This is a genomic window from Pseudoalteromonas sp. SiA1, assembly GCF_018732205.1.
GTDB lineage: Bacteria > Pseudomonadota > Gammaproteobacteria > Enterobacterales > Alteromonadaceae > Pseudoalteromonas > Pseudoalteromonas tetraodonis.
On record NZ_CP076085.1, the window covers coordinates 519,391 to 538,692 of the forward strand.

Consider the following 19,302-nt stretch of genomic DNA (forward strand, 5'->3'; position numbering starts at 1 on the left):
CAAAGACACGACAAGGAGTCAAAATGGGTAAACCCGCTGCTACAATTGGTCATATGCATGTATGCCCTAAAGTGACCGCTAAAGTTCCACATGTGGGCGGACCTATAGTTGCTGGCTCTGGCAATGTATTAATAGGTGGCATGCCCGCTGCCCGCAAAGGCGACATGATAGTGTGTGTTGGACCGCCAGACAGTGTAAAAACAGGCTCGGGTAGTGTTCAAATTAATGGTAAACCTGCGGCTAGAATGGGCGATGATAGTGGCCACGGCGGAAAAATCGTTGTGGGCAACCCAACTGTTTTAATTGGTGGTTAACTTTGCTAACGACCTATTTAAGTGATCATCAAGCACAATTACTACAAATTAGTAATGCTCAGTTGTGCCCGTTTACGTGTGTAGGTCATGTTCGCTATTTAAGAAAAACGCTATTAGAAAGCTGTTGGTTAACGGCAAAAAACAATAATCAAAAAAATAACTTTGAACTACCTACCATTAAGCAATTACTTGAAATACTCAGTAACACTAAAAATGACGAGCTCGTTGCCCAAGCATGTATTGAAGTCATGGCTAACTTGCCACAAAATAAAAATATTATATTTATAAATGAATTGCTTAATCAGCCAGCGCTGAGTGCCTTTTTTAAAGTCATTATAAATAAAGTCGTTATTCAACAGCATAGCTTTAACTTAATTCGGCTATTAAATTTAAACACCTTGTTTTTTGCTTACAGTGCTGATGATGAAATTCCCCCGCAAACCCTGGTTACTATAAATCAAATTACCAGCCTTGCGCAGCACCACGATAGACAGATATTAACGGCTATTTTTGATGCATTAAGTGAGCAAGCCCATCTATCACCCTTAATGTCGTTATTTTTGTTGTCATTAAATTTTGAGCAAGTAAATAGCTTAAGCAATCATGCCAGTAATACCTTATCGGTTGATCACACATTGCATATTTTATTACAAAGCGGTTTTGTAAAACTGATTGTTTTAGCCAATTCTTTATTACAACAGGTAGAGCAACCCGCGTTAATTATTGCGCTAATAAGGCGCATGTTAGGTGATAAACTCGATCAGCTAGTGGAATACGATATCCAGCGACTCGCTTGGCAAGGTGATGAAAGCGCGCTAATAAATTTTCAGCAGCAGTTAAAACATAACTGGCCTAAATATGAAACCGCCATGTCGAGTTTACGACTGATTGCAGGGCACCCTCTTGATGAAGTGCCTAATGCCATTTATTTATCGGCCATGGATAGCTATAGCCAAGGGGTGTTTAATTTATATCGCTATTATCAACATCTCGCTGCCAATAAAACTCAGGACGAGGTGGCATCATGAGTGCATTTTCAATCGAGATGACATGCTTTTCAGCCCCAAATATTAGCAGCGTAGATGCATTATTATTTGACGATAACAGTGCTGTTTTTAATGAGTTGCAATGGCAGTCTTGGGATGCCTGTGTTTACGATTGCATAATTAAATCTAAAGAATTAATGGCAGAAGTCACCGACAGCACATTGCCGATGATTTGGTTACTACCGGCATTATCATTTCAAGATGAGCTCAAACAGTTATTAGCTCAAAGCTTACAACAGTTATACCCCGATCATAGCAGTGAGCTGATTTTTCATGGAACAACAGGTGCACACTCTGCTATAGCTTTGGCTGGTGAAAAAAAATGGCAAAAATTTAATGTAATTGCTTTAGATGCAACTTTTAAAGCAAATAAACAGCAGCAGTTTGTATATCAAGGTGTAGGTGGTGCGTTGGCTGTAGTTGAAATGGTGCCTTGCGGGTGGTCGCAGGTAAGCCATGAGATTGCAGCATCTATTGATTTTAGCAAACATAATCAGCTAGCAGGTATGCTTACGCGATTAGCTGAACAAACAGAGAATAAGATTGATCTAATTTTTGCACCAGGAAATGGGGTAGATGATGATAGTTGGCTAAACAATTTACAGCTACTTACTAGCTTAATTGATGAGCACACATATTACGAACTACCCAATTATAAATTAGGGAAAATAGGCGCACTAGAAGGGTTAGTTAATTTGTACCAATTAACCACAAGCCCTGCAATTGTTGAGCATTTTAGTTATGCATTAATGCTCTCCCAAGAGCAAGCAAAGCATCAAGGTGCAGCATCATACTTATGGATAAGTGAGGAAGTAGACAGCTAATGCAAAGTAATACCGTTGTTTTACAAGGAATAAGTTACCCAATTTGCCTCGTCGCTGGTAAAGGTTCTGCGCCGTCGGGCTTTGTTGCTGTAGCAGCTAACACGGCTGAAAGTGCCAAAAATCAAATTGCGCAAATAGGCAGTGCGCTTACTAGCGACGCCGCTAAACGTTTAGACGTTATTAACTTGCTTAACCTTGCAGGAGTGAGCTGTTCGCGCGGTGCGTCTGCACGTGAAACCGCGAGTGTATTAACCCAAGCTTTGGTTGCAGGTACTATTAGTTGCTATCACCAAAAAGCTAAGTCGGCCATTCAGGTAAGTGATAACACCAATAGCGGCGCAGCAGGTAAAAAGCCAAGTAGTAAGAGCAGTTCAAAAGCCTCAGGTAAAAGTGCCTCTCAAGCGCCGGCTAAAAACAGTGGCGGTGCAAGTAATAATACCCCAAGTGAAGAACCAATCACCCAACAAGAGTGCCGCTCGGATCCAGTTTCTATGCTCTCAGGTGAAGAAATACTGCCGCTTATTGATTTCACCTTAGCAGGCAGCAAACAATTAATTTGGCGACGCCTATACCGTTCATCGCATGCGGATGTTTGTAGTGTAATGGGGAATGGTTGGCGACATGACTTTATGGTGCAGTTAACTGAGCATTACTTACCGCCACCTAAAGTAGGCCCAAAACAAAAAGGCACCTACTGGTTAGAATACCAAGATGAGCATGGCGCTAAACACCGCTTTGAAAAAGTAAAACCGGGGCAATCGAGCTATCAGCTAAGCAGTAATTTGGCGTTGCATTACCAAACTAATGGTAAGCAAGTATTGGTAACCCCAGATGATCAGCATCTTACGTTTAAAGCTGGCGAAAACTCATGGTTGCTCGAAAAAGTTATTAACGAAAAAGGCCAAAGTATTGGTTTTTATTACGATGCTAAAGAGCGCTTGCATCGCGTTGAGGTAAATAAAGCGCGTGGCTGTATTTTAAAATATAACCCGCAAGGGTTGCTGGCAAACATTTCGGCTTATCGTACAGGTGATAACAACAAGCCAGTATTACTAACCCCGTTACTTGCGCAATATGATTATGATGAAAACAAAAATCTCGTTCGCGCGACCAATCAGCAAGGTGAAACAGAGCATTATGGCTATAACGCCGCTAACTTATTAACTAAGCGTACTCGTGCCAGTGGTTTTAGCCATCACTTTGAATGGGATAGTTATTCATCAAGTGCTAAATGTATAAAACAATGGGGCGATAACAACACCTATACGTATCAGTTTGAATATAATTTAGACGCTGGTGAAACAACTTGTATAGATTCGCGTGGCCACAAAGAACACTTTGTACATAACGCGCAAGGTAAGTTAGTTAAGCACACCGATCCTAATGGTAATGTGTGGCACTACGGCTATAACACAAAAGGCCAAAAAATAACGGAAATAAAGCCTGATAGCAGTGAAATAAAATACAGTTATACCCCTTACGGCCAGTTAGAATCAATAACGCAGCCAGATGGCAGTGTCACTAAATTTGCTTACAACCAATTGGGTCAGCGTGTATTAACCACCTTGCCTGATGGTCAAACAATAACCCGTAAATACAGCGTAGCGGGTTTACTGCAAAGTGAAACCTTTGGCGACGGTCGCACCGTACTTTACAGCTATGACAAATTTGGCCAGCTAACCCAACACATAAATAAAGATGGTCAAGTCACTAAATTTGTATGGAACGAGCAAGGCGAGCTTTTAGCCAAGCACCATAACGATGAGCTTATTCGTTACAGCTACGACAGTTTAGGCCGTGTTAATGCCACCATTAATAACGCAGGTTTGTTGACTCAATATAAATACAATGAGCATGGCCAGCTTGCGCAAACCATTGCCTTTGACGAAAAAGACCCTGAGCACAAACAGCAGCAACATTTTAGTTACGACGATGCAGGGCGGTTAATTAGCTCAAAAAACAGTAAGGGTGATACCACCGAGCAACACTTTGAAGGGCTAAGCCAACCACATTGTGTTATTCAGCCAGACGGCAGCGCACTGCATTTAACTTACGATAAAGAGCGTAACCTAACCGCTATCGAACGTAGCGACGGCCATGTATACCGCATAAGTTATGACGCTAACGAAAACCCAACGCAAGTAACTGGATTTGATGGCACGCTACAGCAATATAAATACGATGCTTGCAACCGCTTAACCTCGGTTACACAAAGCGATAAACGCCATGTAAAAATAGAGCGTGATAAATTAGGCCGCGTGATTGCGCAGCATGCCAGTTTGGCAACCGATACTCACATCGTTAATAACGCCAATTACTACAGCTATAACCTGCAAGGTAAAATTACTCGTGCGCACAATGCACAATCAACCTTAAAGCAGCAGTTTGATAAAGGCGGGCGATTAGTACGTGCTGAGCAAGTACATAATCAGCAACAAGCCCATACCTTAAAATACAGTTACGACGACTACGGCAGAAGGCAATCACTGACCTTGCCAGATTCAAGCAAACTGAATTACAGTTATAATAAATTTGGTCAATTGAGTGGCATTCACTTACAGCAAGCCAATAGCACGGCTGTTGAACTTGCAGCGCTTAGCTATGACAGTCAAGGTAATATTCAAACGCAAAAGTTTGGTAATGACATAACCCTTACCCAACAATTTGATGTATTTAACCGCCTAACACAACAGCAGTTAACCCATCCTGCGCAAGCACTATTTGATACCTGTACGTACAATTACGACAGCGTAAACCAGTTGATTGCGCGTAAAGAGCAAGGCGTTAGCAGCCATAACATTAATTTTGAATACAACAGCCTTGGCCAGTTAATTCAGCAAAATCTAGTAAGTTCTGAGAACACAAAAACCACCCAATACCAGTGGGATAGCTTTGGTAACCCAGTTAGCCAGTCAACGGTTCAAAATAACGATTTAACAGAGCAACAAACGACTCAGCTAAATGATGATAGCGATGCTAGTGACGCCAGCAATAAGGTTGAAAGTAATCAGTCAGAAAGCACACATAATGTAATTCATAGTGAATATAACGATTCAAGTGTAGCAACACTTGCCAGTGATTTAAGTGATGATGTTATTACTGGCACAACTGATGCAGACCGTTTAACTCACTTTGGCGACAGCGACTTTCATTATGATGAATTTGGTAACCAAATACGCGAAACCGGTAAAGGCATAAAAACCCGCCGTGAATACAACGCGTTTAATCAGCTAAGTTGTTTTAACAACAACGGCACGCTCACTCAATACGACTACGACCCACTCGGGCGCCGTATTGCCAAGCATACCGAGCACGGTAAAATTGACTACATTTGGGATAACGACCAGCTAATTGGCGAATACCAACACGGTGAATATACTTGGTATATCAACCTGCCAAATCAATTTCACCCATTAGCATTAATTAAAAAAGGTGAGGTGTATTACTACCACCTAGACCAACTGAATACTCCACGTTTTGTAACCAACAACAAAACAGAAGTAGTCTGGGAAAACCAAGCAGATGTATATGGTTATGAAGAGTCAGAGGCAAACACTACAAATAGCTTCACTCAGCCAATCCGCTTTCAAGGGCAATATTTAGACGAAGAGAGCGGCTTACATTACAATCGCTATCGTTATTACAGCCCTAAACAACAACGCTTTATAAACCAAGACCCGATTGGTTTAGTGGGTGGTATAAACCACTATCAATATGCACCGAATCCGGTTAATTGGGTTGATCCGTTTGGGTTGAGTTGTAAGGAAAGTGTTGATAAGAGTAGTGATTTGCTTCAGCAGCATTTAGATAGTCTTCCTTTAGGATCATATGAAGTTATAGGATTTGTTGATAGACCGAATCAGGGGTTTACCAATAATAAGGCGGTTAAAGTTAAGTTGCTAGAAGCTTTAAATGGCCATCGCTTTTCTGGCGGTGGATCAAATCCGGCAGGACCATATGTAGCGATAGGAGATATGCCTTCCTCTAGATACGATGTTCGCCAAAAGCTAGCTCTGAAAAGCTTTGGGAGAAATGCTTATAATAGTATGAGATACCATACAAATGTCTTAATGGATAAGGGTACAGTTCTTTACTTGGGTGAAGTAGCTCCTCAGACTTCGAAGGGTGGCAAGCATTATATTGGCGGTGGTACTCAAGCTTTTGTTGAGTTTTGGCAACCCGAGAATAAAGGTAAAGTTAAATTTTCAAAACCAATAAAGATGCCTCGTCATAAAATAGTTACAAAGTAGGATAAATATGAAAAATATAAAGTTTAGTTCAGTAAACCCTAATGATGAATGTGATCTGATTTTTATTGATAATGAAAAAAATAAATACCATATATTTAGTGATGAGCGCGGTAGGAGTATTCAGAATATTGATAAAGATTTTTGGGATAAATTCTTTTTCTGTAAATCAATTAAAGTTGAGTACCAAGGGGATGAGAAAAGAATCGTAACGAGAATAATATCTTATAAGTAGTTTTTAATCTTTAATTAGATGCTATGTAGTCGTCAAGTACAAAAAGATAAACAGCATTAGCTACAAACAAAAAAATGAGATAGATGAAAAAGATATTACATGAAGCTTATGATTTGATAGAACATCAAAAAAGTAGATATCTTCAAAGCTGATGAAATACATTTATTCAGCATTTGCAATAAGTAGATTTAATAAGTTAGAAAACGTTTATAAGCTTCTTAGTCGACTAGGTGCAAGTTGTGAAATAACTGATATTATTTCTATGTCAAACGAATTGCATTTAGAGTAAAAAGTTATTTGTTCGAGTTTTTAATTAAAGCTGAGATACAGTTAAACACTTACACTTTTAATACAATTGACCAAGAGATATTACATTACAAATTTGTTTGAAGCTTCGATAAGGCAAAATCAGACGAATAGTTTCTTATGTGGAGAAAAAAGCTATTTTGTAAGAACCCCTGAGTTTGACCTACATAATTATGGGGCAAACCTTGGCGGGTATGTTAAATCTTTTTTAAGAGCGAGTAATGATAACGCTGAGGTTTTCGATAAGGCTTTTATAAAGTTTTTGGAGTCTTTAGAAGTAAATAAAGAAGATTTGACACACTTTATGGCAAACCTTTCAGCGTTTTTTGCCTTAAAAAATAGAGATAAATTGGAAAGGTCAATGCTCTTTAAACGTACTAGAAGCGTAGAGTCAGAATTAGTTAAAAACTATTTATCAGAGATATCAAACAGAGAAATATATTTTAGTAAAAAGGATAGAATATATATACATGCAAATTTCATCTCTAAAAATGGTAATGATCTTTTATTAAATGTGCTGAAAGAAATAGATGGTATTAAATAAAGGTAGTATATGTTCTGGTTTTTTAAACTAAAAATAAACAGAAAACCTAAACTCCCAGTAGTTGATCACTATACTTTGCAGTAATTATATAATTTAAATAAACTTATATGGAAATAAAATGAATAAAATAAACACGGATGTAAATTACAGAACAATGGCGGGCAATGCGCGTTTAGTTATGTTAGGCGAATCAAGCCACAATCCCGCAATCTACAAATATGAAGCTATAAAAGCACTTAGGCAACTTAAAACAGCTGGCTTTACTCATTTTGCAATTGAAATGTTACCTCGTTCTATGCAAGAAAAAATAGAGTTTTATCAACGAACAGGTAAAGGGTTTAATGTAATTCAGCAATATTTTAATGATAATTGGGCTTGGGGTTATTTAGTTCCTAAAGCATATGGCGAACTGGTTAAAGCCGCTCGGGAAGTAGGCTTAAAAATAATTGCACTTGATTTGACTTTGGATGAGATGGAGTCTATTGATAAATCGTGTGATTATGATAATTCATTAGCAGGTAATTGTTTTAATAGTCACACCATTAGAAATATGGTTTGGGCTCAAAATATAAGTAATATTTTAAATCAAACTAATCAAAATCGCGTTGTTGCTTTTATGCATCGTTGGCATGCTGTTAGATCAACTAAATATCAAGAAGGTCTTGATACACTTGTGAAAATGGAAGGCACGCTAAAACTTAGATTTATTGACTTCATCGGTGGTACTGCTTGTTACTCACAAAGAAGTTGTGAGGGTTATTCTGATGAAAAGGGTAACCTTAAAAAGCAATATTTTTCACGAGAAGGTTTTCCATTTCAAACTGCAGTAAAATCTTATCAAGTACACCTGCCTGAAAATACCTCGATAGTAAAAGGTATATAGTAGTGAAAAAGTTAATTTATACTTTTTTTATACTTATATTATGTTCCGACTCATTTGCTGGAACTTTATTTCCAAAGCATGATATTAATGATCCTAAGTTATCCAAAAACACAGTGATACTTCAATGCCAAAAAAGCCTGATGTATGCGCCTAGACAGCTTGAAAAATGGTGCGAAAAAGCTTACGAAATGGGATATTGGCAAGCGCTAGAAGTTATAGGTTTACATACAAGTGATGGAAGCCGTTATATCACGGAGGCTCAAGTACATGCTGAAAATGGTGATCCTGATGGAATCTTAGCATTGGCTTTTGCATATGAGTCTGGGCGTTTTGTTACTAAAAACCTACATAAATCGATTGCTTTATATAGTCAATACTTAAATGAAAACCAAGGTATTGAAGAAGAGAAAATGAGAGTAACCAGAACCCATGAAGCACTATATTTGATATATACAAAGTTAGGTGATATTGAAAACGCAGCTAAACAGAAACGCTTTTTAGATGAAAGTAATTATAAAGAAAAAAAAGAAGCTATATTAAAAAAACAAATGCGAGAAGCGGGAATATCTATTGACTCAGAACAATAAAATGCAATTTTAGTAAAATTGATACTTTGATATTCGCATGACAGATTTAATTGAAATAAAAAGGAGCTATAAACGCCAAAGTTAAGGCGTTATAGAATTATTATGGAACAACTACACCAACAAACACTAACCAACCTTGTATACGATATTTACGAGGATCCAACCAAAATTGAAGAGCATCAAGAGCTTATTCAGCCATTACTGAGCGATTTAGTTGCAACTGCCCCTGCGGGGTTTGAAGGCATGGCGACGATGATTAATACTCATATTTCAAACGGGTTTAAGTTTAAAAACCCTAAAATACAAAAGTTTGAGCTTGAGTCGGGCTTATTAAAGCTTAAAACCTACTTTCAAAAAATAAACCTTTAATTAGTTTCGAAATTGCCAATACTCTCGGCGCAGTGTGTTGGCAGTAATCAAGGATGATAAATGACTCTTATAAACACCTGCATTTTAATGCTGTTTTTACAGCCATTATTTGTTTATTTAGCACTTTTTAAACAGTCAAAATACAGCGTTGAGCCTAAAAGTTCGTTAGATAATGAAGATTCAATGTTTTTATTTATTGCCCCTGGCTTATCGGTTTTTTATCTTGATCAGTTTTGGGTCGCGCTGCTTTATTTAGGTAGTGTGTGCTTATTGGGTGTATTGCTAGCTAAAATTGTAGAAAGTAAAGCAAACAAGCGATTAACCAGAGACGATTCAATAGGGTTTATGGTCGCCAGTTTTATCTTTTTTGGAATGATAAAGTTAATTATTGTTGCGGTAGCGTATTTTTTTACCGATGACGCTTCAAGCGCGATAACAGAAGATTTAAGCCCAGCTAAAGAGCCCTCATTAACGATTAGCCAAATGTTTAGTGTGGATTATTTATATAGCCAGTTTAAACCTACGGTTTATTTTTTAGCATTAATGGTCGTGACCTTGGTGCTCAAAATTATTGAGTATAAGTTTTCTCTGAAGGAGGCGCTTTCAGGCATACTTATTATGCTAAGTGCGTTATTAGTCGGTATTTCCCCATTATTTGGCGAAGCTTATATATTAGGCTTAATTGCTAACTTTTTTATCTTTTTTATAGTGTGCTCTACATGTATTGAAATAGACAAAATAGGGGATGCATCGGGTGGCGCTATTGCTATTTTGTATGGCTATATATTAATGATGGGACTAGGGTTTAGCATTATATGTAAGCTGGTTTATGAAGTGTTTTTTTAGGGAAAGATTTATTGCTTGTTTTTTGCTCTAAATGCTTGCAGTGCGCTTTGTACCCAATTAGAATAAATTTTAGTTGAAATGGCAATTTCATTAACGCTGATAGTTAAGAGTTTAAAACGTCATTAAATAGCAATACGACACGTATATTTTGAGGCTAATAGTAGGGAGTTGTATATTTTGTTATCGCGTTTTAAAGCTTACTTTTTGGTAGTTGTATCTATTACTATTATTTTTACTACAACACAGGCTTGTGCAGATATGTTTGGTTTTTTTAATAAGCAGGATTTTGTTTTATCGGCTCCGATGAAGGGGCAGTTGTTAGATAAAGGGCAGCCTGTTGCAAATACTAAGGTTGTACGTGCGCTTACTTATGGTGATGAATATAAAGATGAAGCAATAACCGATGAAAATGGTTTTTTTACCTTCACAGAAAAATCTATAAAAACGAGTAAGCCTGCAAACATGTTTGATAATGAATCACTGGTTCAGCATGTTTATTTAGAAAATGGTACGCCTGAGGGCGTTGTACTTTGGTACACAACCGTGTCTATGCACGAAGGGAGTGATACCCTAAAAAACTTACTCGCTAACTTAGAGTGTGATATTGCCGAAGAGCCACAAACATACGACATACCTATAGAAGAAGCACCAGAGCATTTCTTTACGATATATGGTGCATGTAAAATGTAACTTTTAACATAATCATTTAAAGGGAATTTTATGAATACTTTAACTCCTACACAAGCTGTACAAGTTGCTTTGCTTGCTTATAAAGCAAAGAGTATTAAAAGTACCACGTTACTTAATAATTCTTTGCATCCTTCTCTGCGAGGTAGCTTTAACTTTGGGGTTAGCCCTGAAGCAGTACAAGGAATATCTGGTGGTTTTTTCTCTCATTTATTTGGTTTAAGCACTGGTTTTGGTTTGCTAGGACATGGCCAAGGGCTGTATCAAGGTGATTCAGTAATCACTATTCGCGGCACGGCCTCTCTTAGAGATGGCCTAACAGATGCACACTTTGGGTTAAGCGGTGGCTCTAATGGCAGTATGGTACATGCTGGGTTTAATAAAACCTTTTATAGCATGAAGCCCGCTTTACAAGAGTTTGTAGCGGCTAACATTCGAGACAAAATAACCGGCTGTGTGCACATTGTTGGTCACAGTTTAGGTGGTGCATTGGCTACGCTTTCAGCCGATTGGATAAAAGCAGAGTATTCGTTACCCGTTAAATTATATACATTTGGCTCGCCAAGAGTAGGGCTTGATAACTTTTCGCGCGCTGCTACTTCTCGTATTGATAAAATATACCGCTGTACACACGGTGCTGATCCGGTTACAAAAGTGCCTTTGTGGCCATTTTCACATGCGCCCTACAATGGCCAAGAAATTCGTCTTGATAATGGTCAGGGCCTTAAAGGCGCAGCACACAAGTTAAGTGGTACGCCAGGCTATGTTAATACTGCAAACAGTAATGATTGGGGTAATTTAACTGTAAAAGCAAACCACTTTTTAAGCACGCCGGTACGTTTGAAGTTTGAAGACAGAAATCAAGCTTCATTTAGTTCGCATTGGGCAGATAAACTTGGCGCTGCGTTAGTTACCTTATTAAAAGATTCGGGCTACTACAGTGCTGTTGCGGCGCAAGCAGCCATAGGTACAGGTTTAACTTTTTACGATATGCTCGCGCGAACGCTTGATAAAATAGCCAAAGCGTCAGCTTCATTTGCAACACAAACCTTAGGTTTACTCGGGCACATGTTAGTGTTTGCTGGCAAAGTTATTAGTAAAGCCGTAGAGCTGACTTACAGTTTTATTAAATCGGTATTTGATTCAACTCTAGGGGCATTATATCGCGCTGCCCGAGAAGGCTTAAATGGTCTAGATTAAGGTTTTATAAGCCTTAATCTCGCTCTAACAAAATGGCACCACTTTGGGTTTCACCTAAGTGGTCGTCTTTGTTATAAATAGGGCACTTACTCATTGATAAACACCCACAGCCAATACAGCCATCAACCCGTTCACGTAGACGTTGCATATAAGCAATGCGCTCATCAAGCTGTGCTTGCCATTGTTTTGAAAGTGCAGACCAGTCTTTTTGGGTAGGTGTGCGCTGCTCTGGTAACGTTGCCAGAGTTTGTTTAATTTCTTCGAGCGTGATCCCCATCGCTTGTGCTGCTTTTATAACTGCGACTCGCCTTAGTACATCTGGTTTAAAGCGTCGTTGATTGCCACTGTTTCGCCAACTGCGTATTAGCCCTTTATTTTCGTAAAAGTGCAGTGTAGATACCTTAACGCCACTGCGTTTAGCGACAAACCCAACCGTTAAGTTGGCTTCAGTAAGCTTTTTTTGTACCGCCATCACTTTAATTCCTTTAAAAATTAAATTATTTCTTATTGACCTGAACTTAACTTGAGGTTTTAAGCTTTGCTCCATCATAAGAAAAGGAGCTAACCCAATGCAAGAAAAATCAGCACACCATATCGCAATCATATATTCAAGTGGACGTAAAAATGGCAATACTACCGCGCAAGTTAATGCCTATAGTAAGCAACAAAGCGGCATTGTTTTTTGCTTAGATGATTATGTTATTTCACCTTATCGCTACGATAAGCAGTATCACAATGATGATTTTTATAATTTGTTTGAAGTGTTACTTCGTTACGAACATTGGGTGTTCGCATCGCCTGTGTACTGGTATAATACCACGCCAAAAATGAAAGCATTTATAGATAGGATCACAGATTACATGGATGATGAGGCGTTAAAACCGAAGCTTAGAACTTTACGTCAAAAACAGTTTTCACTGTTGTCTAATGCTGCATCTCCCTCTGCGCCAGACGCATTTATCGATATGTTTAAACATACCTTTAATTATTTAGGAATGACTTTTAAAGCGCATTCACATGTTCAGGCTAGTTAATCACGTTAAATAGCGTTAGGCTAAACAAAAAGTAAAAAGGATGATGTATGAAAACGTTACTTATTGGCTCAAGCTTACTTTTGGCTAGCTTTAGTACTCTTGCTGCAGAGCCTGCGCCTGTTATTAAAGACTATGGTTATTTTTATAATGTGCCCGAGCATGTGTCTGATTTAAGCCAAGCGCAGTTTAAGATAGCTTTTGATGTAGGTAAAGGCGCTGAAAAGGGCGCGCAAAATAATCATATTAATTCGTTAGCGCGATTTATTAATATGCATGTGGCTCACGGCGTAAAACCAGAAAATATTCAGCTTGCGCTGGTGGTACACGGTGGAGCCAGCGTTGATGTACTGCAAAACAGTGATTATAAAGCTCGGTTTGAAAAAGATAACAAAACCGAATCTTTAATTAAACAGCTGCTTGCTAATAACACGCAGGTATATGTATGCGGGCAGTCGGCAATGCATATGAAGGTAGCAGCAGATCAGCTTATACCTGGGGTGAAAATGGCGCTTTCTGCGATGACTGCGCATGCGCAGTTACAGCAACAAGGCTATACATTGAATCCGTTTTAATGAATATTCTGTGTTTTGGTGATTCCAATACCTTTGGTATTTCTCCTGTTGATGGCAAACGGCTGAGCGAAATTGAACGCTGGCCTACTTTATTAAAGCAGCAGTTGGGCACCGGCTTTGAAGTGATTGAAGCCGGGGAGCCTAATCGTACTTTAGTCAATAACCCCCCGTTTATGGGAGATAAATCGGGCATTAAATATTTAAAACCGTATCTGGAAGCGCACACTGTTGATGTTGTTATTATTCAGCTTGGCACCAATGACTTAAAAGCACGTTTTGCACTGTTTGCTATCGATATTGGCAAAGCGCTTGAGGAGTTAATTTTAGCCATTAAAGCCTTTTATCATTGTAAAACAATATCAAAGATAATCATTATAAGCCCGCCCAAGGTTCGTGAAGTGGGAAGTTATAAAAGCATTTACGCAGGTGCAGGTAAAAAAGCTGAACAATTATCCATTGAGTTCAAAGCCGCCTCTGATCGTCACACGTGTGAATTTTTAGATTGTTATCCGCTGATAAAACCATGCAAGAAAGAGGGCATACACTTACCCGTTAGTGCGCATAGAGAGCTTGCTAATAGGTTGACACCTATAATAAAAAAAGCCGCCGTGTACTAAACACCGCGACTTTAATTTATTGCTTAGGGAGTGTATTAAAATGCGTAACTAACACTTAAGCGTGTTGTACGCGGCATAATGTAACGGCCATTGGGGGCGTCGGCATTGCGTGGGTCGCCTTCAGTGATGCCTTGCTCGTCGGTTAGGTTATCTATGGCTAATTGCAGTTTAATGCCTTCCATTGGTTCAATAATTAAACCTAAGTCTACTTTTTCGTAGCCATCAAGTGTCACGGTGTTTTCGTTATTACCAAAGCGGTCATCTACCGCTGAAATTGTTCCATATAAAGTGGCATACATGCCGTCTACTTCAAAGTCATAGCTTGGTGTTACACGTACTTGCCATTTAGGCTGGCGCTGTGCTTCATTGCCTTTATTTTCTGGACTTTCAGTGATTTCGGTTTGTTGTAATGTGGTATTTAAATTAACAGAAAAGCCAGATTCATGATTAAAGTTGTAATCAAGTTCAACACCATACGCTTCGTTGGTTAAAATTTCAGCCGGCACACCCGGGCGACTTACAAAGGTATCGCCTTTTACTTCATTGACAAAAAAGGTGGCGTAGAAGTCGGTAGAGTCTGAAATAAGCTTGTAACCTAGTTCGCCCTGCGTTACTTCTTTAATTAGTTTTTCACCCCCTTGGTATGCGCCAAAGTTATCTCTAAAGTCATCAAAATATGGCATTTTATAACCACGGTTAACACGTGCAAACACGCCCATGTCGTCATTAATTGAATAGTTTAAACCGGTTGTCCATGAGGTTTTACTTTCATCGTAATCAACAGTTTTAGTAATAATACCGTCAAGGTCTTCATCAACACTGTACTGCACATCATGGTTTTCTTTACGTACACCTAAATCAAGTGTAAATGCATCTGCAAATTTATATTGGCCTGTAAAGTAAAGGGCATTGGTGCGTGCATCGCCTGTTGAGCTGATATCGTAATTAAAACCACAACCGTCAGTGTTTTGGTTACATTCAATACCATTTAATAATTCACCACCGGCTTCCAGCACATGATACGCCGTATTACCTAAGCTCCACCAATCGCTCGCAGATGTGCTTGCTGTGTAATAACCAAAAGTGGCTGATACGTCACCAAATTGTTTTGAAAAAGCTAAGTCGTTAGTAAACGAGCTTATTTCTTTTAATACTACCCAGCGACCCAGTTGCTGAATCGCAGTGTCACTAGCGTATTCGGTGTCAGTTACCGCACCAAATGCAGTTTGGCCATTGTCGGCCACTTCACCAACCGTCGTTGCTGAGCCATTGGGTACTAGGCCAAATGTATTGGCATCGCCTTTGGTAATGTTAAAACGATCAATAAATTGCCAGCCATTATCAAATTCAAGTTTAATACTACCGCCGGATACATGGCCATCCCATCCTCGGCCATCACCTAGGTCGATGTCGTGTGCTTGCGCATTTGGGCCGGTAAAAATCGTCGCTTGACGGTTAAGTGTGCCAAGTTGGGTATATTCAGCATCAATGCCATTAACATTGAGTGGTGTTGGTAAGTACCATGCGCCATGATCGTCTGTTTGACGGGTATAAAAGTTAAGCTCGCCATTGTCTAACTCTTTAGTAATGTTAATTGTAAATTGGCTGCCTTTTTCAGAAGTAAAGCCTGCATCACGAATACCCGGTGAGCTTTTAACATAGCCGCCTACCATAAAATATAGGTCGTCAGTTATTTCGCCACTTACTACAGCATCAACACGCTGTAAGTCGTAATCTGAGGTGGTGTATTTAAATAAGCCTTGAGTATCTTCACTGCCACGTTTTAATCTAAAGTTGGTTGTTAAACCAGGCTGACCATTGGATAGCACAGGATTAGGACCACCACGCAGTGCTTCCATTGTTTCGATCGTTTCATCGATTCTAAATAACGATGAGTTTTCTAAAAATGAAAGAGTAGGCGCAGGGTAAACTGGCGAGCCTTCAATACTGAGTGTTAAAAATGGCGCATCACCACCTCCTGGAAACCCACGCACAAATACGTTGGCACCAGACTCACCGCCAGAGCTTTCAACCCACACACCGGGAACGGCTTTAAATAAGTCAGCAGTACTTTTAGGTGATAATTTTATAATTTGTGATGAATCAATATTTGTTACAGCGTAGCTGGCATCAATTTTTCTGATCCCAACACCTGCGGGTGTACCAGAAACGACAATTCGCTCAACCTTTTTTTCTTTTGCTTGTTCTGCTGCAAGAGCAGCGTGTGTGCTTAGGGCTAAAGTAATTGCACAGGCTAGCATGCTTTTTGCTTTATTGAATTTCATGTGTGAGATCCCGTTTTTAGTGTGTTAAACAGTGTGTATTACAGCGAGATTGATTAAATTTTAATGTAAACAGGCTGTATAAATTGAAACTCTAGAGATAAATGCAAACGTTTGCAATATTTATTTGTAAATTATTTATTAATAAGGGCTGTTGTTTTATTGAGCGTAATTACACAAGAGCGTAATTTTTAAGTTAATGGGCAAGCCAGTAAAAAATAATAATGCTATATTGTCAGTAAGTTAGATATAGCAACAGCCGCAGTGGAGCGTTTAGGGTTTTATGAATAATAAAAAAATTAAATTAGCTGATTTAGCAAAGCTTGCAGGGGTGTCTACCTCAACGGTTTCGCGCGCGCTGAATAATAACCCGCTCATTAAGCAAGAAACCCGCGACAAGCTTCAGCAGCTTGCAAAAAAACATAATTTTAGCCTTAACACGGCGGCTAGCCGTTTGCGTACGCAAAAGACCAATGTTGTTGCCGTCATTATTAATCTTGATGAGCAAACCGAGCAATCAATCAGCGATCCATTTTTACTCAAGGTAGTGAGCGAAATTAACCTTGCGCTTAATCAACAGGGGTTAGAGTTGTTGTTATCTAACTCTATTATGGCGCAAGATGACTGGGCTAATTACTTTATTAATGGCCGCCGAGCAGATGGCATTATTGTTGTGGGGCAAGGAAAAAACCAAACTAATATAGAAGCGGCTGCCGATGCAGGTATTCCCTTAGTTGTATGGGGGGATCCAAAAACACAAAGCAATTATCCTATTGTCGGCAGTGATAACTACTTAGGAGGAATGCAAGCGACCGCTCATTTAATAGAACACGGTGCTAAAAATATTTTATTTTTAGGCGATCCTGAGCATGGTGAAATTAGTGAAAGGCATCGTGGTTACGCTGCTGCACTTTCTACCCATAAACTTGAGCAGCATGTTATATCCATTGATCTTACCAGTCGCTCTGCTTATCAAGCAATTAATCAGTTATTACGTGAAAAAGGGTTGTATTTTGACGCGATTATGGCCTGTAGTGACATGGTTGCACTGGGGGCGATGAAAGCGCTGAAAGAGCGCTACGTAAGTATTCCTAACGATGTGGCACTGGTTGGATTTGATGACATTGCCATGGCTGATATTAGCCATCCTTCACTTTCTACAATTAAACAAAACACCCAATTTGCTGCGACTTTGTTAGTTAAAAAGTTAATACAGCAGTTTTCAGGTGAAAAAGTCGAATCACAAGTTATTGATATAGAATTAATTACTCGCCAGTCAAGCAAACGTTAACTTAGTATGCATGTATATAAATTGTTAAATTTAAAATGCAAACGATTGCAATGGTGTTTATTCTACTCTAAACTCAGGATTCACTGACTAACACACACGGTAATTTACCAGCTATGGGTAATTTGCTTTATAAACGTTATGGCGTATGTCGCTATAAACGAGGCACGCAATGAGTAAAATAAAAATCACACTGGCAATTGCTGCAAGCTATTTTATTTTCGCAATATTATTAAATAGCGTAGGCACTGTTATTTTGCAGGCTATAAACACATTAGGAGTAAGCAAAACCGAAGCCTCGGTTTTAGAGGGGTTTAAAGACTTATCTATTGCAATAATGTCATTTGTTGTTGCTTCATTTATACCACGTTTAGGCTACAAGCTTGCAATGCTGCTAGCACTGATAGTTGTCGCTATAGCGTGTTTGAGTACGGCTGTAATAAGTGACTTTTACATGTTTAAAGTGTTATTTGCTGCTGTGGGTTGTGGTTTTGCGGTCGTAAAGGTGTCGGTTTATTCAATTATTGGCCAAGTGACTGAGGATGCAAATAGTCACTCATCATTACTGAACACCATAGAAGGCATTTTTATGGTGGGTGTATTAAGTGGCTATTGGGTATTCACCGCATTTATAGACCCTGTTGATAGCAATGCCTGGTTGAACGTTTATTACGTATTAGCAGCGCTTACGCTTTTGGTGATTATCAGTGTCGTAATAGCACCAATAAAACCTGCTATTAAGGGTCAAAAAAGCAACTCTGGTTGGAATGACTTTATTGCTATGCTCAAACTTACCTATCAACCGTTAGTGCTGATTTTTATTATTAGTGCATTTTTGTATGTGTTAATCGAGCAAGGGGTAGGGACTTGGTTGCCTACATTTAATAATCAAGTTTTGCAATTACCAGTAGCCATTAGTATTCAACTAGCGAGTATTTTTGCCGCAGCTCTTGCTTTAGGGCGCTTAGTGGCGGGCCAAGTATTAAAGCATATTCATTGGTTTGTAGTACTTAGCTGTTGTTTAGTTGCTATGGCTGCGTTGATCATTATTACCTTACCACTAACGGAAAACTTACCTAAAAGCGAGGTGAATAGTTTATTTGATGCGCCTCTGGCGGCGTTTGTTTTGCCATTAATTGGCTTTTTTATGGCGCCCATTTATCCGGTACTCAATTCAGTCATGCTCAGTGCGCTTCAAAAGCATCAACATGCTGCAATGACAGGGTTAATCGTTGTGTTTTCAGCACTTGGTGGCACCACAGGGTCGGTGATAACCGGGTATGTATTTGAGCACTTTAGTGGCCAGCATGCTTTTTATCTTTCACTTGTGCCCATTAGTTTAATTTTTATTAGCGTGATTATTTTTAAAAAACGCACCCATGCCATTTCACAACACGCAGTCAATAGTTAATAGATTAGGA

The 19,302-nt window shown here is 39.1% G+C and carries 19 protein-coding genes; 17 read left to right on the plus strand and 2 right to left on the minus strand.

The genetic code is table 11. The features are described 5' to 3' along the window. The first annotated feature begins 23 nt into the window (after positions 1-23). From KK487_RS17685 to KK487_RS17740, 12 genes are all read left to right on the plus strand, one after another. Positions 24-314: a PAAR domain-containing protein gene (locus tag KK487_RS17685; protein ID WP_013462976.1), complete on the plus strand. Its 291-nt coding sequence runs from the start codon at positions 24-26 to the stop codon at positions 312-314. A gap of 2 nt (positions 315-316) precedes the next feature. Further along, positions 317-1,342, plus strand: a complete 1,026-nt coding sequence (locus KK487_RS17690; RefSeq protein WP_215522171.1) for a hypothetical protein — start codon at positions 317-319, stop codon at positions 1,340-1,342. Beyond that, a complete protein-coding gene (locus KK487_RS17695) occupies positions 1,339-2,184 on the plus strand; it encodes a hypothetical protein (protein ID WP_033102977.1) in 846 nt (281 codons plus the stop codon). The genes KK487_RS17690 and KK487_RS17695 overlap by 4 nt, the downstream gene beginning before the upstream one ends. After that, entirely contained in the window at positions 2,184-6,434 is a 4,251-nt protein-coding gene (locus tag KK487_RS17700; RefSeq protein ID WP_252190561.1) for an RHS repeat-associated core domain-containing protein, read from the plus strand. Before KK487_RS17695 ends, KK487_RS17700 begins: the two co-directional genes overlap by 1 nt. 7 nt (positions 6,435-6,441) lie before the next feature. Beyond that, positions 6,442-6,666, plus strand: a complete 225-nt coding sequence (locus tag KK487_RS17705; protein ID WP_215522172.1) for a hypothetical protein — start codon at positions 6,442-6,444, stop codon at positions 6,664-6,666. 382 nt (positions 6,667-7,048) lie between these two features. Then, positions 7,049-7,516: a hypothetical protein gene (locus KK487_RS17710; protein ID WP_215522173.1), complete on the plus strand. Its 468-nt coding sequence runs from the start codon at positions 7,049-7,051 to the stop codon at positions 7,514-7,516. Between the two features lie 118 nt (positions 7,517-7,634). Further along, entirely contained in the window at positions 7,635-8,399 is a 765-nt protein-coding gene (locus tag KK487_RS17715; RefSeq protein WP_215522174.1) for a ChaN family lipoprotein, read from the plus strand. A 2-nt stretch (positions 8,400-8,401) separates the two neighbouring features. Continuing rightward, entirely contained in the window at positions 8,402-8,986 is a 585-nt protein-coding gene (locus tag KK487_RS17720; protein ID WP_215522175.1) for an SEL1-like repeat protein, read from the plus strand. 102 nt (positions 8,987-9,088) lie between these two features. Continuing rightward, positions 9,089-9,355, plus strand: a complete 267-nt coding sequence (locus KK487_RS17725) for a hypothetical protein (protein WP_215522176.1) — start codon at positions 9,089-9,091, stop codon at positions 9,353-9,355. 60 nt (positions 9,356-9,415) lie between these two features. Then, complete coding sequence (locus tag KK487_RS17730; protein ID WP_013462986.1) at positions 9,416-10,201, plus strand: hypothetical protein; 786 nt, start codon at positions 9,416-9,418, stop codon at positions 10,199-10,201. 177 nt (positions 10,202-10,378) lie between these two features. Continuing rightward, positions 10,379-10,891, plus strand: a complete 513-nt coding sequence (locus KK487_RS17735; RefSeq protein WP_013462987.1) for a DUF6795 domain-containing protein — start codon at positions 10,379-10,381, stop codon at positions 10,889-10,891. Between the two features lie 30 nt (positions 10,892-10,921). Continuing rightward, a complete protein-coding gene (locus KK487_RS17740; RefSeq protein ID WP_013462988.1) occupies positions 10,922-12,088 on the plus strand; it encodes a lipase family protein in 1,167 nt (388 codons plus the stop codon). Between the two features lie 13 nt (positions 12,089-12,101). Here KK487_RS17740 and soxR read toward each other — a convergent pair whose 3' ends face one another. After that, positions 12,102-12,560: a redox-sensitive transcriptional activator SoxR gene (soxR, locus tag KK487_RS17745; RefSeq protein WP_008468671.1), complete on the minus strand. Its 459-nt coding sequence runs from the start codon at positions 12,558-12,560 to the stop codon at positions 12,102-12,104. A gap of 97 nt (positions 12,561-12,657) precedes the next feature. Between soxR and KK487_RS17750 the strand changes: the two genes are divergently transcribed. Genes KK487_RS17750 through KK487_RS17760 form a run of 3 tightly spaced genes read left to right on the plus strand, consistent with a single transcriptional unit; the run spans position 12,658 to position 14,311 of the window. Further along, on the plus strand, positions 12,658-13,122 hold the full coding sequence (locus KK487_RS17750; RefSeq protein ID WP_215522177.1) for a flavodoxin family protein: 465 nt from the start codon (positions 12,658-12,660) through the stop codon (positions 13,120-13,122). Positions 13,123-13,169: 47 nt separating this feature from the next. Then, positions 13,170-13,694, plus strand: coding sequence for a DsrE family protein (locus KK487_RS17755; RefSeq protein ID WP_016900110.1), 525 nt, complete (start codon positions 13,170-13,172; stop codon positions 13,692-13,694). Continuing rightward, the gene (locus KK487_RS17760; protein WP_013462992.1) at positions 13,694-14,311 is read left to right on the plus strand and encodes a GDSL-type esterase/lipase family protein; all 618 of its coding nucleotides are present in this window, start codon (positions 13,694-13,696) and stop codon (positions 14,309-14,311) included. Before KK487_RS17755 ends, KK487_RS17760 begins: the two co-directional genes overlap by 1 nt. 35 nt (positions 14,312-14,346) lie before the next feature. On the opposite strand, the gene KK487_RS17765 is transcribed toward KK487_RS17760, so the two are convergent. Beyond that, a complete protein-coding gene (locus KK487_RS17765; protein WP_215522178.1) occupies positions 14,347-16,596 on the minus strand; it encodes a TonB-dependent receptor in 2,250 nt (749 codons plus the stop codon). Between the two features lie 280 nt (positions 16,597-16,876). Between KK487_RS17765 and KK487_RS17770 the strand changes: the two genes are divergently transcribed. Together KK487_RS17770 and KK487_RS17775 are read left to right on the plus strand one after the other, a co-directional pair. Further along, the gene (locus KK487_RS17770) at positions 16,877-17,884 is read left to right on the plus strand and encodes a LacI family DNA-binding transcriptional regulator (protein ID WP_010389326.1); all 1,008 of its coding nucleotides are present in this window, start codon (positions 16,877-16,879) and stop codon (positions 17,882-17,884) included. Between the two features lie 169 nt (positions 17,885-18,053). Further along, the gene (locus KK487_RS17775) at positions 18,054-19,292 is read left to right on the plus strand and encodes an MFS transporter (protein WP_215522179.1); all 1,239 of its coding nucleotides are present in this window, start codon (positions 18,054-18,056) and stop codon (positions 19,290-19,292) included. Positions 19,293-19,302: the final 10 nt, after the last annotated feature.